The sequence below is a fragment of the Flavobacterium sp. GNP011 genome, from assembly GCF_056428925.1.
On the sequence record NZ_JBWJVJ010000008.1, the window covers coordinates 40,022 to 56,396 of the forward strand.

The window sequence follows — 16,375 nt, forward strand, 5'->3', positions numbered from 1 at the left end:
AAAAATGAAAGTACTCAAATTTGGAGGCACTTCTGTTGCCAATGCGCAAAATATAAAATTGATGATGTCAATAGTCATGAATCAAGACCAACAAATAATTGTAGTAGTATCCGCTTTTAGTAAAGTTACTGATATGCTGCAACTTGCTTCACAAAAAGCCGCTCAAGGGGATGAAAATTACAAAATTATTCTTGCTGAAATTGAAAAAAAACATCTTGAAGTTTTAAAAGAACTTATTCCTATACAAGAACAAAGCAGTTTGTTGAGCCACATTAAGAGAATCATTAATCATCTTGAAACTTTACTTGATGGTTGCTACCTTTTAGGTGAATTATCTGCTAGAACATCCGATACAATTTTAAGTTTTGGTGAGTTGCTTTCTTCATTTATAATATCCGAAGGAATACAGCAAATAATTCAAAATAGTGGTTACAAAGACAGTAGGGAATTAATCAAAACCAATACTGATTTTGGAAAAGCAACGGTAAATTTTGAAGTAACAAATAAACTGATCAATCAATTTTTCGAGTCGAATGAAAAACAGGTAGTTGTAATGCCAGGTTTTATTGCCGCTTCATTAGACGGAATAAACACCACATTAGGACGAGGGGGATCTGATTATACTGCCGCCATTTTTGCTGCCGCTCTTAATGTTCAAGAACTTGAAATTTGGACTGATGTCAACGGGATGTTTACAGCAAACCCAAAAATTGTAAAACAAGCTAAACCCATAGCATACATTTCCTATCAAGAGGCCATGGAGTTATCCCATTTTGGAGCTAAAGTTTTGTATCCACCAACAATACAGCCTGTTTTAAGAAAAAATATTCCTATTTTAATCAAAAATACTTTTGAACCAGAAGCCAAAGGAACTTACATTTCAAACCAAATTACAGCATCGTCCAATCCTGTAAAAGGAATCACACATATTGATGCCATTACATTGATTACACTTGAAGGTTCCGGAATGATTGGTGTTTCTGGTTCTTCTAAAAGGCTTTTTGAAGTATTATCGCATCATAAAATAAACGTAATTTTTATTACCCAAGCATCATCTGAGCATTCTATTTGTATCGGAATTTTAAATTCAGACGCAGCTTTAGCCGAGAATGCAATCAACGCCGCATTTGAAGTTGAAATTCTGCAAAATAAAGTAAATCCATGTATTGTAGAACAAAATCTTTGCATAATTGCCTTGGTTGGCGAAAATATGAAGAACCATCAAGGTTTGAGCGGTAGAATGTTCAGTACTTTGGGTAAAAATAATGTCAATATTCGCGCCATTGCTCAAGGTGCTTCAGAAAGAAATATTTCGGCTGTAATCAACGAAAGAGATGTAAAAAAAGCATTAAATGTTTTACACGAAAACTTTTTTGAAGAAAACACCAAGCAGCTCAACTTGTTTGTAATGGGCGTGGGCAATGTAGGAGAAAAATTCATTGAACAAATTCACCTACAAAAGAAATTTCTTAAAGAAAAATTAAAAATTAACCTGCGCGTTATAGCCTTGTCTAATTCCCGAAAAATGTATTTTGATGAAGATGGAATCTCCCTAAAAGATTGGCAGTTTGCTTTAGAAACAGGCGAGTCGTCAAACCAAGTGGAGTTTTTTGAACAAATTAAAAATCTGAATTTACGCAACAGTATTTTTGTAGATATCACAGCAAATGAAAGTGTTTCTAAAACATACGAACACTATTTAAAAAACAATATTGCTGTTGTAACCTGCAACAAAATTGCTTGCGCATCAGAGTACGACAATTATAAAAAGTTAAAAAAACTGTCCAGACAATTTAATGCTCCTTTCTTATTTGAAACCAATGTTGGAGCTGGATTACCAATTATAGATACGGTAAAAAATCTAGTTGCATCTGGCGATAAAGTAAATAAGATTCAAGCTGTATTATCTGGAAGTCTGAACTTTATCTTTAATAATTTCGATGAAAACAACACTTTTCATGATGTAGTTAAAGAAGCTGGTGTACAAGGATTTACAGAGCCAGATCCAAAGATAGATTTGAGCGGAATTGACGTAGCTAGAAAAATATTAATCTTGATTCGTGAAAGCGGTTACAAAATGGAAATTGACGAAATTACAAACGAATCGTTCATGCCTGCTGAATGTTTGGAGACAACTAATAATGAAGCTTTTTTCAAATCCTTACAAACACATGCGGCACATTTTGAATCCATTTACAAAGAAGCATTAAGCAAAGATTCTCGTTTGAAATATGTAGCGCAATTTGAAAACGGAAAAGCAAATGTTGGATTGCGATTCATACCTAAAGACCATCCTTTTTACAACTTGGAAGGAAAAGATAATATTGTTTTATTCTTTACAGATCGTTACAAAGATCAGCCCTTATTGATAAAAGGAGCTGGTGCCGGAGCTGCAGTTACAGCTTCAGGAATTTTTGCAGATGTAATTAGAATTGGAAATATATAAATAAGTCGTAAAGTCGAATGTCATAAAGTCTAAAAGTTACCAACTTAATTTTATATTCATTCTTAAGACTTTACCACTTTATGACATTAGACTTTAAGACTAAAATTATGAATGAAATAAAAATATTTTGCCCAGCTACAATTGCTAATCTATCCTGTGGCTTTGATGTGTTAGGATTGTGTCTTGATACAGCTGGGGATGAAATGGTTATCAAGAAATCTGCGGTAAAAGGGATTCGCATTACTAAAATTGTAGGTGCTGATTTACCATTGGAAACCGAAAAAAATGTTGCCGGAGTCTCCGCATTGGCGATGCTGGAAGCAGTTGAAACCGAATTTGGTTTTGAAATCGAAATTTACAAAAACATCAAAGCCGGAAGCGGAATTGGGAGTAGTGCCGCAAGTTCAGCAGGCGCAGTTTTTGGAATTAATGAATTATTGGGACGCCCATTTACTCGAAAAGAATTGGTTTTATTTGCGATGCAAGGCGAAAAATTAGCCAGTGGAAATGCCCATGCTGACAACGTTGCTCCTGCTCTACTAGGTGGTTTTACATTGGTAAGAAGTTCAAATCCGCTGGATATTATAAAAATAGAAAGTCCATCTGAATTGTATGCTACAGTGGTACATCCTCAAATTGAATTAAAAACATCAGATGCTCGTTCCGTATTAAAACAAACCATTTCCTTAAAAAGCGCCATTGTACAATGGGGAAATGTAGGCGGATTAGTGGCAGGTTTATACACTAAAGATTATGATTTAATAGGTAGGTCCTTGCATGACGAAATCATTGAACCTTTGCGTAGTGTTTTAATTCCCGGCTTTGATTTAATCAAGAAAACGGCATACGAAAACGGAGCTTTAGGTTCAGGTATATCGGGATCAGGTCCTTCTATTTTTGCTTTAAGCAAAGGAAAGGAAACCGCTGATAAAATCGCCAAAGCGATGAGCGCCGTATACAACAAAATGAATTTACCCTATGAAATTCACGTTTCAAAAGTAAATGATGTGGGAATGAAAATAATTTTATAAACATTAAGCATTAGGCATTAGGCATTAGGCAAAAAGCTTACTGCATAAAGCATACTGCGTAAAGCCAATAAATATGAAATACTACAGTTTAAACCAAACCGCACCTAAAGTTTCTTTCAAAGAAGCTGTAATACAAGGATTAGCATCTGATAAAGGATTATATTTCCCAGAAATTATTACCCCGTTAACAACTACTTTTTTTGAAACCATCGAAAATTTAAGTAACGAAGAAATAGCATTTCAAGCGATTCAACAATTTGTAGGTGATGCAATTCCAGAAACCACTTTAAAACAAATCATCGCCGAAACATTATGCTTTTATTTCCCTATTGTTGAAGTTGAAAAAAACATTTATTCTCTTGAATTGTTTCATGGCCCAACAATGGCTTTCAAAGACGTAGGCGCGCGATTCATGTCACGTTGTTTGGGGTATTTTAATAAAGAAAAGGTCGATAGTAAAAATACGGTTTTAGTTGCCACCTCTGGCGATACAGGCGGTGCTGTAGCCAGTGGTTTCCTTGGGGTAAAAGGCGTTGAAGTCATTATACTATATCCATCGGGTAAAGTAAGTGATATTCAAGAAAGACAATTGACAACTTTGGGACAAAATATAAAAGCGCTAGAAGTGGATGGCGTTTTTGATGATTGTCAGGATATGGTGAAAAAAGCTTTTTTGGACGAAAGTCTACAACATAAAAACTTAACATCAGCAAATTCCATCAATATTGCGCGCTGGTTGCCACAAATGTTTTATTTCTTCTTTGCTTACAAGGAATTAAAAAAACAGAACAAACCACTTGTCTTCTCTTGTCCAAGTGGGAATTTTGGAAATATTTGCGCAGGGATTATTGCTAAAAAAATGGGATTACCCATTAAACATTTTGTAGCTTCAACGAATGTAAATGATACCGTTCCGAGATTTTTAGAAAACGGAATTTACGATCCAAAACCTTCCAAAGCTACAATTTCGAATGCGATGGACGTAGGAAACCCAAGTAATTTTATTCGAATTCAGCAAATGTACCAAAATGATTTGGAGGAATTTAAAAAAGATTTTTCTTCGTTTACATTCTCTGATGCTGAAACTTTAACAGCCATGAAAACCATTTATGACACCAGCGGCTATATTGCAGAACCTCATGGAGCTGTGGGCTATCTTGGATTAAAAAAAGAATTACAAAACTACCCTGATGCAATTGGTGTTTTCTTAGAAACTGCACATCCTATAAAGTTTTTAGACACTGTAGAACCAGCATTAAATATTACATTACCCATACCAATCCAAATAGAAAATGTTTTAGGTAAAGAAAAAGTGAGTGTTAAAATTAAAACATATGAGGATTTGAGAAATTTTTTAAAATAGATTCAGGAGATTTTTTCCTTTCTTAAATACACCCTTTTTTAGAATTAAAATGATAGTAATGATTCGATTAAATAAAGAGTAATTTTTAATAATTTTATCCGCAGCAATGAATCAAAACCAACTATTTTTTGGTTTAAAAAATAGTAAGTTTAGACTCATAATTTAATTTCATTTATTTTAAAAAACATTAGATGACCACTTTTCCAGTAATAGCCTCAACATTGTCAGAAAAAGAATTAGGGGATTTTATCAAAAAACGATATGAACTAACAGACGATTATAATTGTAAATTGTACCGAACAGGTGTAAATCACACCTACTTTATTTCGAAAAATGAAACTAAATTTGTTTTAAGAGTATACTGCTATAAATGGAGAACTAAGTTAGAAATTGAGCAAGAATTAGAACTTCTAAATTTACTTAAAGAAAATTCTCTTTCGGTTTCATATCCAATTTTAGATAAGAAAGGGAATTTTATTCAAGAAATTAATGCTCCAGAAGGAATTCGGTACGCAGTTCTTTTTTCATTTGCTGCAGGTGAAAAGATGCGTTTTATGTCAAACGAGACTTGCTATTCAATTGGTGCGTTAATGGCTAAAATCCATATCATTACCGAAAATAAAACAATAGAGAGAGTGCATTATGATTCTGAAATTCTTTTAAACCAATCATACCTCATTTTAAAAACCTACTTTTCCGAAGGTTTAGACGAAATGAAATTTTTAAAAGAATTAAGTCTTAAAATAACAAAGAAGGCTAACGAAAGTGATTTTTTAGACATTACAAATGGCATCGTACATCTAGATATTTGGTATGATAATTTAAGTGTTAATAAAAATACTGAAATCACTATTTTTGATTTTGATAATTGTGGCTATGGGGCATTAATTTTAGATGTGGGCTATTTTTGCAAACAGTTATTTTTTATTGAGTCAGACAAAAATGTATATGAACAAAAAGCTACAAGCTTTTTAAATGGTTATCAAAAAATAAGACGTTTATCAAATGAAGAAATTAATTTAATTCCAGAAGCAGGAGCATCTATTTATATTTTTTATTTAGGAATACAAGCGAAAAGATTTGATTGGTCCAATATCTTTTTTACTGAAAACTATCTCAAAATGTATGTTGAAAGAATAAAAAACTGGATTGAATATAGTGAGCGAAACAACAATTCTAAAAATTAATGCTTTAGTTTTATTGAAATACATTTCTGTTTTTTACACAAAAGGGTAAATGAATTATAGTTCAAAGATTTATTTTAACACCAATTAATAAAAACAACCACTAAAAAAACCTTTACTATGGACATTCATTTTAGACAAGCAAATCAAACAGATGCTGCTGCAATTTGGACCATTTTACAGCACGCTATTTTGCGAAGAAAAAATGACGGAAGCACACAATGGCAAGATGGTTATCCAAATCCAGAAATTGTAAACAACGACATTTTAAAAGGCGCTGGATATGTTTTAGTACATGAAAATCAAATACTTGGTTACACAGCTATTTACATCAACTATGAGCCTGCTTATGAAAATATTCAAGGAAAATGGCTAACAAATAAAGACTTCCTGGTGGTACACCGAATTGCCATTGGCGAAAGCCAAACAGGAAAAGGACTTGCAAAAATGATTTTAAAATATGTAGAGCAAGTTGCACTTGAAAAAAACATTTATAGCATAAAAGCAGATACCAACTTTGATAACCTGCCTATGTTGCACCTTTTTGAGAATTTAGGCTATCAATATTGTGGCGAAGTTTTTTTTAGAGGAAGTGCACGAAAAGCTTTTGAAAAAATACTTAAACCTTAATCCGTTAGCAAAATAAAAACGGTTTACAAATCCCTTTTGTTTTTGCTGATAGCAAAGAAGAGGTTTGTAAACCGTGTTTAAAAAGTATAGCTAATAATTAATAAACTAAGCTTCCAATTATGCTATAGTTTCTTCCTCTGCTTCGGCTACAAATTCCATGTGATCTTCTATCTCTGGAGTAATATCTGGTTTTGAAGCTTTTAAGGCATTAAATCGTTCTAATTGCTCAAGTTCCCCTTCATCACCACTGAAATAAGGAAAAACATCCATAATAGGAGACTCAGATACGGCAGGAATGGTGTAATCACCCATGGTTCCTTTCATGATCGTTATCGTGTTATCGTACGCTTCTCGTACATCATTGGCTTGCACTAAGACATACATATTTGTTTTGCGTTCCTTTCCGCTCTCTTCATCATAAGCAATTAGTGAAATTTTAGAACGGAACCATCTGTCTGCATTTTCAAAAGGGTGAATTTCAGCATAATTGGCTACTTTAATATTGGTGATTTTAAATTCTTCACTAATATATGCTGCCATTTCTTCATTGATTCTACTTTCGGCTTCTGTATACGATAGAGCATCTACAAGATAAGGCTCGGTAGTAATTTTTTGACCACCAGTCTCGTCTGTTTTTCTATATTTTACTTTGCATTCGTACCAAATATTACTCATTTCAATTATTTTTTAGGATGCCAAAGATAAATTTTAAAGAAAAAAAACAACCTTTTTTTTCAAATAGATATTCACAAATTTCTTTTCGATTATTGGTTCATATAATCTTACATCAAAAAAAAATCTCTCCTAAAAAGAGAGATTTTATAAACATTATTTTATGTATTAGTCAATAAAAGTAACTAAGTCCGATTTACTCTTTCTGACTTTTACCAAGTCTGCTAACCAGTCATTTTTAGCATCGCGGTACCCTACAGGAAGTATAACACAACTTCTAAGTCCTTTTTCTCTTAAACCTAAAATCTCATCAAGAGCATCAGGATCAAAACCTTCAATGGGCGTGGTATCTACACCTTCAAAAGCAGCCGCTGCAATAGCCATTGCAAAAGCTATATACGCTTGTCTTGCAGCATGTTGAAAGTTAACTTCTGGATCTTTTTGTGGATAACTGTTTAAAAGCATTTGTCTGTAATTTTCAAATCCTTCGTTTTTAAAACCACGAATCTCATTTGTGAGATCAAACATAGTATTGATTCGATCTGCAGTATACGTGTCCCAAGCAGCAAAAACTAGTAAGTGAGAACAATCTGTAATTACTGATTGATTCCATCCTATAACTCTTATTTTCTCTTTAATCTCTTGATTAGTAACTACCATTATTTCAAAAGGTTGCAAACCACTAGATGTTGGTGCAAGAATTGCGGCTTCAAGAATAGTATCTAATTTTTCTTGCGAAACTTTTTCACCGTTCATTGCCTTTGCGGCATATCTCCATTTCAATTTATCTATTAATTCCATTTTATATAAAGTATTAAGTATTTAAAAATTACTATGTTTTGATGCTATCCCAAGCCATTTTAAAACTACTGTTTAATAGGTCTTGATTAGCAATACAAAGCTGGTTATTGTGCATGTTCATTAAGAACGCCATGGGATAAATAGTGTGTGCGTATAATAAATAAGGTGAATATTCCTTTATGATTCCTGCCTGTATTCCTGCTTTCCATAAATCAAAAAGTGGAGTCAAGAAAAGTAATCCTTCTTGTCTGGTTTGATCATCAATCATAGGGGTGTTATCACATTGCGACAAAAATGATGCTTCCTCAGGATGTGCTAATTTATATTGTGCCATGTTGTGCCAAATGGTTTCAAACTGTATGGGAATAGTATCCCCTGGCGCATGTGAACTAAATGCAGCATGAGCAAAATTAGATTTTACAGATAGATACAACTGGTTGAGCAATTCTTGTTTGCTATCAAAAAAAAGATAAATAGTAGCGGGCGAAATAGCAGCAGCTTTCGCTATTTTAGCCATTGATGCTCCTTGAATGCCACCACTGTTGACAAGCTGCAATGTAGCTTTTAACAATGCCGATCGTTTATCAATACTTTTTTGCAATTGCGCCATATACTATTTGTTATTCAAACCAACTCAAACTAAACTATCATACAAAGATACTCATAAAAAAGAATGAACGTTCATAAATTAAAGTTAATTTGTGCTTTCTTAAATATTGTTAAAAAAAAGTTAAAAAAATTTTAAACAACTGTTTAATTTAAACACATGTTTAATTTTGTTTCATCTAAAAAAGATTCTTTTGAAAAGTAATTTTAATGACAAACAGATTCAAATTCTAGAAGTTGCAGAAACTCTATTCTCAGAAAAAGGATTTGACGGTACCTCAATACGGAACATTGCTAAACTAGCCCAAATTAATGTGGCTATGGTTTCCTATTATTTTGGTTCGAAAGAACGTTTGCTTGAATCCCTAATTGTCTACCGCACTTCAGATTTAAAACTCCAATTAGACAAACTCCTTCAGGAAGAAATAGAGCCTTTGGAAAAAATAAATAAATTAATAGCACTATATATTGATAGAATTAACCTTAATAAAGGTATCTATCGCATTTTACATTTTGAATTTACATCTAAAAAAAGAGAACAAAACATTCAAGCATTCTCTGAACTTAGAAAAGGAAATTTAAAATCCCTAGAATTGATTATTGAAGAAGGACAAAAAAAAGGAATTTTTAGGAAAGATGTTATTATACCTCTTATAACACCAACTATTTTAGGAACTTTTTTTCATTTCCACATGAACAAACCTTTTTTTGAGAATTTATTGAATTTAAAAACAGAGGATTTATATAACAATTATATCAAGACCAATTTGACTAATCACATTCAACAAACAATAAAAGCCTTGCTAATATATGAAAGCTAGTAAATTCATGCTCTTTGGGATTTTCTTCATCGGAATTTCAGCTTTAGAAGCACAACAGAAAACAAGTCTTACGCTTACTGAAGCAATAGACATGGCTTGGAGTAAAAGTAATGAGATTACTTTAGCTAACACTAAAATCAAAACAAAAAAACTCGAGTTACAAGCTACTAAAAACAATCAATATCCAGATTTAAAACTTTCAGGACAATACCAACGCTTGGCAAATGCAGGTATCAATTTTAAGTTAAATCAAAGTAGTGATCCACAACAAATGCCCGTTGTCAATCAATTGATGGTAGGACAATTGAATGCTACTGTTCCGGTTTTTGCAGGCTTTAAACTCCAAAATAGCATTAAAGCTCAGGACTATTTGTACCAGGCAGAAATGGCAAATGCAGAACAAACCAAAGAGGAAATTGCTTTGCGTGTTATTGAGTATTATGCAAATTTATACAAAGCACAAAAAACAATTGAAATTTTAAAGGAAAATCAAAAAAGTGCCAAACAAAGAGTTAAAGATTTTATTGAACTTGAAAAAAACGGTATAATTCCTCGAAATGACTTACTGAAATCAAAATTACAAGTTTCAAAAATTCAGTTATCATTAGATGAAACCACAAACAACTTAAAAACAATCAATTTTTATTTAACTACGCTGTTAAAATTAAATCCAGAAACGCAACTTGAAATTAGAGAAGCTGATTTTGCTGATTTTAAAATGACAAATGTGCCCACAAATGAATTGCCAGCCTTAGAAAATAGAAAAGATTTAAAAGCGTTACAACATCAAGTAAAAGCCAGCGAAACTAATGTAAAAATATCTAAAGGTTCCTACTATCCTACTATAGCGCTTGTGGGCGGGTACACGGCACTAGACTTAAGCAATGTCATAACAGTTCAAAATGCTATGAATGTGGGCGTAGGAATTTCGTATGATTTAAGTATGCTTTTGAAAAACGGAACTTTGGTGAAAATTGCTGAAAATAAAGTTATAGAAGTACAAAATAACGAAGCCATTTTAACGGATTACATTCGGACACAAGTCAAAAAAGCCATTGAGGACTATGATCTTGCTTTAAAACAAACTGTAGTTTATGAGGAAGCACAAGAGCAAGCTACAGAAAATTATCGTATTGTTAAAGATAAATACGACAACGGACTATCTGACACAAATGATTTGCTAGAAGCTGATGTAGAGCAACTCAATTCAAAAATTAATAAAGCTTTGGCGAAAGCCAATAGTATTCAAAAATATTACGAGTTACTCTCGGTTACAGGTCAATTATCACAATCATTCAATCTCGCTCATAAATAAACTACTACCATGGAAAAGAAAAAAACAAACACGAAATTTATAATTATCCTAGTAGCATTAGTAGTTTTGGGTGGCGCATATGGTACTTTTAAATACATGCATTCACTAGCACATGAAGAAACTGATGATGCACAAATTGAAAAGAAAATGAACCCAATTATCCCTAGAGTTTCTGGATATGTAGATAAAGTCTATATTAAGGATAATGATTTTGTAAAAAAAGGAGACACACTTTTTACAATTGATAAAAGAGATTATTTATTAAAAATTGATGAAGCTACCGCTGCGCTTGTAGGTGCAGAAGGCAATTTAGAGGTATCAAAAGCTGATATTGGTAGCGCACTTGCAAGCATATCAGTATCTGATGCTAATGTGCTTTTTGCTGGTGGTAACATTCAAACTGCAAAAATAAGATTAGATCGTGTAACGAGTGATTACATTCGTTATGAGAATTTATACAAAAGCCACTCTATAACTAAACAACAATATGAGCAAGCACTAGCAGCTAAATTGGAAGCCGAAAATCAGGTTCGTGTTTTACAACAACAAGAACGAGCCAGCGCTTTTCAAAAATCAGTTACTGTTGCAAAATCAAAAGTTTCTAACAAACAAACCGAAGTAGCTGCTGCCAATATTAAACGCGCAAGAGCATTACTTGATGCTGCTAAGCTTAACTTATCCTACACCGTTATCACTGCAGCAATAGATGGACAAGTTTCTAAAATAGACATACAACCTGGACAACTAGTACAACCTGGACAATCTTTATTTTACATCATCAATAATAATGAAGCATGGGTAGTTGCTAATTTTAAGGAAACTCAACTAAACAAAATGGTAGTTGGCCAAAAAGTTACTGTAAAAGTTGATGCTTATCCAGATTATGATTTCCAAGGGACCTTAACTTCCTTTTCTCCTGCTACGGGTTCTAAATTTTCTTTGCTTCCGCCAGATAATGCCACCGGAAATTTTGTAAAAACAATTCAAAGATTACCAGTTAAAATTAGTTTAGACCCAACAAATGATGCAGAGAAAATTAAATTATTGCGTCCTGGTATGAATGTAGATGTTGATGTTAGAATAGATTAAGCATTTTAAAATGTTAATCTGGAACTGATAAAGACGGCAAAATTTAACTCTAATGATAGTTTACACTTAGTTATAAAATGGTTGAATCGGGAGAAGATGATTTAGTAGAATACGGTTTTAGACGTATCATAATAACAATTACAGCAGTACTTTGTGCAATGCTGGAAATTGTAGATACCACCATTGTAAACGTGGCGTTAAACAATATGCGCGGAAGCTTAGGAGCATCACTTACTGATGTGGCTTGGGTAATAACGGCTTATGCAATTGCAAATGTAATTGTGATCCCCATGACAAGCTGGATGTCACAACAATTTGGTCGAAGAAATTATTTTGCTGTTTCCATAATTATATTTACGGTTTCCTCCTTTTTATGTGGAAACGCAAACAATATATGGGAACTCGTTACTTTTAGGTTTATTCAGGGATTAGGTGGTGGTGCCTTATTAGTTACGGCACAAACCATTATTACTGAAAGTTATCCTATAGCAAAACGAGGAATGGCTCAAGCTATATACGGCATGGGCGTAATTGTAGGACCAACATTAGGTCCGCCACTTGGTGGATATATTGTAGATCATTTTTCATGGCCTTTCATTTTTTACATCAACATACCCTTAGGAATTATTGCTACGTTATTAACCCTGTCTTTTGTAAAAAGTCCAAAATATGGTAACAAACTAAAAGCAAGCCAAGTAGACTGGTGGGGTATTATCCTATTAACCGCATTTATAGGTTCCTTACAATACGTTCTAGAACACGGGCAGCAAGATGATTGGTTCAATAATACTACTATTATAACTTTGAGCGTAATAACTGTATTTGGTTTATTACTTTTCATTTGGAGAGAGCTTACGTATGAATATCCTATTGTAAATCTAAGGGTTTTAAAAGATACAAATCTAAAAATAGGAACTATCATGTGTTTTATCCTAGGTTTTGGTTTATACGGTTCAACTTTTATAATTCCTATCTATACACAATCAGTATTGGGTTGGAGCGCTCTAGATGCAGGATTGTTGCTTATTCCTAGTTCTATTACAATTGGAATTATGATGCCCTTTATAGGGAAATTGATTCAAAGAGGATTTCCACAAACGTATATGGTTGCTGCCGGATTTTTGTTATTTTTCTTTTTTACTTTTTGGATGCAAAGTGTTATAACTCCTGACTCTGCAGGGGAACATTTGTACTGGCCACTTATCCTAAGAGGAATTAGTTTGGGATTATTGTTTGTCCCTATTTCAACGCTTTCATTATCTACTTTAAAAGGAAAAGGAATTGGCGAAGGAGCTGCTTTTACAGGAATGATGCGCCAGTTAGGTGGATCTTTTGGAATTGCCATTATAACCACGTTTATTGCTCGATTTAATCAAGAACATCGTGTAAATTTAATTGCACATTTAGACAAAACATCCTATGAGGTACAAAAAACTGTACAACAGTTTAAATTAGGTTTCATGTCTAAGGGGTATCCTGAGAATGAAGCATTGGCAAAAGCCTATAAAGCAATAGAATACAAAGTCATGGTTCAAAGTTCAGTACTATCTTACATGGATATTTTCATGTATTTAGGAGCGTTGTTCTTGTTTTGTATCCCATTTATCCTTTTGATAAAAAAAGGAAAAAATAAAATAAATCCTGCTGATGCTATGCATTAACATAAAAAATCCGTTAATCGATATTAACGGTTTTTTTATTTTCTATCTGGTAAAAACCAAGTTATTTCCTTTTGATTCTGTGACATCAAATTGATATCCATCATAATTAAAGCCTTTTAAATCCTCAATAGTTTCTGCATTCGTATCTATGATATATCGCACCATCATGCCACGGGCTTTTTTTGCAAAAAAACTAATAATTTTGAGCTTGCCATTTTTATAATCTTTAAACTCAGGAGTAATGACAGGAACTTTTAACGACTTCACATCTACCGCCGAAAAATATTCTGTACTCGCTAAGTTTAAAAACAACTCCCCATCTTTTAGCTCTTTATTCAGCGCTTTTGTAATGGAAAGTTTCCAAAAATCATACAAGTTTTTGCTTTCGCCAATGGGTAATTTAGTACCCATTTCTAATCGGTACGCTTGGATCAAGTCTAATGGTTTTAACACACCGTACAATCCAGATAGGATGCGTAATTTGTCCTGTAAAATTTCAATTTTTGAAGGTGAAAGAGTAAATACATCTAATCCTACGTACACATCTCCATCAAAAGTGTATACTGCTGGACGAGCATTCTTAGGAGTAAATGGAGTTTTCCATTCTTGATTTCGTTTCCAATTGAGATCTGCAAGTTTATCTGATATGCTCATTAATACTGATAAATCAGCTGGTTTTTTTTCTTTTAAAACTGAATGAATTTCAGCTGACTCTTTTAAGAAAATAGACTTGGTAAACGTTTCAACGGGCAATTTCTTCTCAAAATCTAAGGATTTAGCTGGCGATATCACAATTTTCATACACAATATTCTTCTCGAACGCTTTTATATTAGTAATCCCAAAAGTACTAATTGAAATTTAGATTTCAAGAATCTTTAAATTGATTTGTCGAATAGTGTCATAGATTATAAAAATCAATGGTTATTTTATTTATTTTTGGTAAAAACAAGAACCATTTCTATGCACAATATCCAAATAAAAAAAGCCACATTACAAGACCTTTCGCTGTTACAAAAGATAAGCATACAAACCTTTACTGAAACATTCGCAGCTGTCAATACCCCCGAAAATATTACTGCTTATACTACAAAAAATTTAAATATTGAGCAATTATCAAAAGAGTTTAAAGATCCTTCATCGGAATTTTTCATCGCTATTTTGAATAATGAAGTTGTGGGTTATCTCAAAATTAATTTTGGAGATGCTCAAACTGAAAAACAAGATGAGAATTCCCTTGAAATTCATCGGATATATGTACTGCAATCCTATCATGGGAAAAATATAGGTCAACAATTACTTGATTTTGCTTTACAAATAGGACATAAAAAGCAAGTCAATTACATTTGGTTAGGCGTATGGGAGGAAAATCATAGAGCATTAAAATTCTATACAAAAAATGGATTTATTGAATTTGACAAACACCTATTTTTAATGGGTGAAGAACAACAAACTGACTTATTAATGAAATTGAAATTAAAATAATTATGATGGCAGCAGAAAAACCAACCCGAATACTAAATGCAGCTGTTATCGTGGCTGCCCTAGGTTATTTTGTAGACATTTATGACTTATTACTATTTGGAATTGTTCGTACAGATAGCCTTATTGATTTAGGAATTACAGGAGATGCCATTCGTAACCAAGGTGAATATTTGATAAGCATGCAAATGTTTGGGATGCTTTTTGGAGGAATACTTTGGGGCATTCTTGGTGATAAAAAAGGTCGGATTTCTGTTTTATTTGGCTCTATAATCATGTATTCTGTTGCTAATATTGCTAATGGTATGGTTACTACCGTAGACGGATATGCTTTTTGGAGATTAATAGCTGGAATAGGTCTTGCGGGTGAACTAGGCGCTGGGATTACCTTAGTTACAGAAAGTTTGCCTAAAGAAAAAAGAGGATATGGTACTATGATTGTAGCAGCCGTGGGAGTTTCTGGAGCTGTAGCTGCATTTTTAGTGTACCAAGTTTTTCAAGATTGGCGCTTATGCTATTATGCAGGAGGAATTTTAGGATTGTTACTTCTTTTTTTAAGAATTAAAATTTCAGAATCAAAAATGTTTCAGGATGCACATAAAAGTACCGAGAAAAAAGGTGATTTCCTGTCTTTGTTTTCGAATAAAACTAGATTTTACAAATACTTACAATGCATTCTTATTGGAGTTCCGTTGTGGTTTTTGGTAGGAGTACTAATTACTTTTTCGCCAGAATTTGCAAAAGCACTTGGAGTACAAGGTTACGAAACAATTGCAGCTGGTAAAGCTATTGCTTGGTGTTATGGCGGACTGGTTTTTGGGGATATTGCCAGCGGATTAATAAGCCAATGGTTAAAAAGCAGAAAAAAAGTAATGGCTCTTTTTTTACTTTTAAATTTAATCATGGTATTCATTTTCTTAAACGCATTTAGTGTAACTACAACGGTCTTTTATGCATTGTGTTTTTTAATGGGATTTTCTGTGGGATATTGGGTACTTTTTGTCACAATTGCTGCAGAACAGTTTGGCACTAATATTCGGGCAACAGTAACTACAACAGTGCCTAATTTTGTTAGAGGCTCTCTCCCTGTAATCTTACTCGTTTATAGTTTTTTTAGAGACCGTTTTTTTAATGGAAATATTATCCTTGCGGCTATGGTGGTGGGTACGCTTCTCTCCATAATAGCATTAGTAGCGCTCTTTAAACTCAAAGAAACTTTTGACTCTGACTTAGATTATTCTGAATAAAAATCATCTTATTTGCAAGAGTAAAATAC

At 33.1% G+C, this 16,375-nt stretch carries 15 protein-coding genes; 11 read left to right on the top strand and 4 right to left on the bottom strand.

Annotated features, from left to right (window positions below):
- Positions 1–4: 4 nt before the first annotated feature.
- The 5 genes from thrA to AC061E_RS08920 all read left to right on the top strand — a co-directional run bounded on the left by thrA (position 5) and on the right by AC061E_RS08920 (position 6,654).
- The gene (thrA, locus tag AC061E_RS08900) at positions 5–2,446 is read left to right on the top strand and encodes a bifunctional aspartate kinase/homoserine dehydrogenase I (RefSeq protein WP_478285912.1); all 2,442 of its coding nucleotides are present in this window, start codon (positions 5–7) and stop codon (positions 2,444–2,446) included.
- 107 nt (positions 2,447–2,553) lie between these two features.
- Positions 2,554–3,477, top strand: coding sequence for a homoserine kinase (locus AC061E_RS08905; protein WP_478285913.1), 924 nt, complete (start codon positions 2,554–2,556; stop codon positions 3,475–3,477).
- Positions 3,478–3,550: 73 nt separating this feature from the next.
- The gene (gene thrC / locus AC061E_RS08910; protein ID WP_478285914.1) at positions 3,551–4,840 is read left to right on the top strand and encodes a threonine synthase; all 1,290 of its coding nucleotides are present in this window, start codon (positions 3,551–3,553) and stop codon (positions 4,838–4,840) included.
- A 191-nt stretch (positions 4,841–5,031) separates the two neighbouring features.
- Positions 5,032–6,027, top strand: a complete 996-nt coding sequence (locus tag AC061E_RS08915; RefSeq protein ID WP_478285915.1) for a phosphotransferase — start codon at positions 5,032–5,034, stop codon at positions 6,025–6,027.
- Between the two features lie 117 nt (positions 6,028–6,144).
- Positions 6,145–6,654: a GNAT family N-acetyltransferase gene (locus AC061E_RS08920; protein WP_478285916.1), complete on the top strand. Its 510-nt coding sequence runs from the start codon at positions 6,145–6,147 to the stop codon at positions 6,652–6,654.
- 117 nt (positions 6,655–6,771) lie between these two features.
- Here AC061E_RS08920 and AC061E_RS08925 read toward each other — a convergent pair whose 3' ends face one another.
- From AC061E_RS08925 to AC061E_RS08935, 3 genes are all read right to left on the bottom strand, one after another.
- Positions 6,772–7,329: a DUF4494 domain-containing protein gene (locus AC061E_RS08925; RefSeq protein WP_478285917.1), complete on the bottom strand. Its 558-nt coding sequence runs from the start codon at positions 7,327–7,329 to the stop codon at positions 6,772–6,774.
- A gap of 165 nt (positions 7,330–7,494) precedes the next feature.
- A complete protein-coding gene (locus AC061E_RS08930) occupies positions 7,495–8,127 on the bottom strand; it encodes a nitroreductase family protein (protein ID WP_478285918.1) in 633 nt (210 codons plus the stop codon).
- 31 nt (positions 8,128–8,158) lie between these two features.
- Positions 8,159–8,737: a TetR family transcriptional regulator gene (locus AC061E_RS08935; RefSeq protein WP_478285919.1), complete on the bottom strand. Its 579-nt coding sequence runs from the start codon at positions 8,735–8,737 to the stop codon at positions 8,159–8,161.
- A 190-nt stretch (positions 8,738–8,927) separates the two neighbouring features.
- Between AC061E_RS08935 and AC061E_RS08940 the strand changes: the two genes are divergently transcribed.
- The 4 genes from AC061E_RS08940 to AC061E_RS08955 all read left to right on the top strand — a co-directional run bounded on the left by AC061E_RS08940 (position 8,928) and on the right by AC061E_RS08955 (position 13,619).
- Positions 8,928–9,554: a TetR family transcriptional regulator gene (locus tag AC061E_RS08940; protein ID WP_086453444.1), complete on the top strand. Its 627-nt coding sequence runs from the start codon at positions 8,928–8,930 to the stop codon at positions 9,552–9,554.
- Positions 9,544–10,869 (top strand): TolC family protein, encoded by a 1,326-nt coding sequence (locus AC061E_RS08945; RefSeq protein ID WP_478285920.1) that lies wholly within the window; start codon positions 9,544–9,546, stop codon positions 10,867–10,869. The genes AC061E_RS08940 and AC061E_RS08945 overlap by 11 nt, the downstream gene beginning before the upstream one ends.
- 9 nt (positions 10,870–10,878) lie before the next feature.
- Positions 10,879–11,958 (top strand): HlyD family secretion protein, encoded by a 1,080-nt coding sequence (locus AC061E_RS08950; RefSeq protein ID WP_478285921.1) that lies wholly within the window; start codon positions 10,879–10,881, stop codon positions 11,956–11,958.
- A gap of 77 nt (positions 11,959–12,035) precedes the next feature.
- Positions 12,036–13,619 (top strand): DHA2 family efflux MFS transporter permease subunit, encoded by a 1,584-nt coding sequence (locus tag AC061E_RS08955; RefSeq protein ID WP_478285922.1) that lies wholly within the window; start codon positions 12,036–12,038, stop codon positions 13,617–13,619.
- Between the two features lie 42 nt (positions 13,620–13,661).
- Here AC061E_RS08955 and yaaA read toward each other — a convergent pair whose 3' ends face one another.
- A complete protein-coding gene (gene yaaA / locus AC061E_RS08960; protein ID WP_478285923.1) occupies positions 13,662–14,420 on the bottom strand; it encodes a peroxide stress protein YaaA in 759 nt (252 codons plus the stop codon).
- 160 nt (positions 14,421–14,580) lie between these two features.
- On the opposite strand from yaaA, the gene AC061E_RS08965 reads away from it, so the two are divergent.
- Both AC061E_RS08965 and AC061E_RS08970 read left to right on the top strand, forming a co-directional pair.
- Positions 14,581–15,102: a GNAT family N-acetyltransferase gene (locus tag AC061E_RS08965; RefSeq protein ID WP_478285924.1), complete on the top strand. Its 522-nt coding sequence runs from the start codon at positions 14,581–14,583 to the stop codon at positions 15,100–15,102.
- Between the two features lie 2 nt (positions 15,103–15,104).
- Entirely contained in the window at positions 15,105–16,346 is a 1,242-nt protein-coding gene (locus tag AC061E_RS08970; RefSeq protein WP_478285925.1) for an MFS transporter, read from the top strand.
- Positions 16,347–16,375 lie beyond the last annotated feature (29 nt).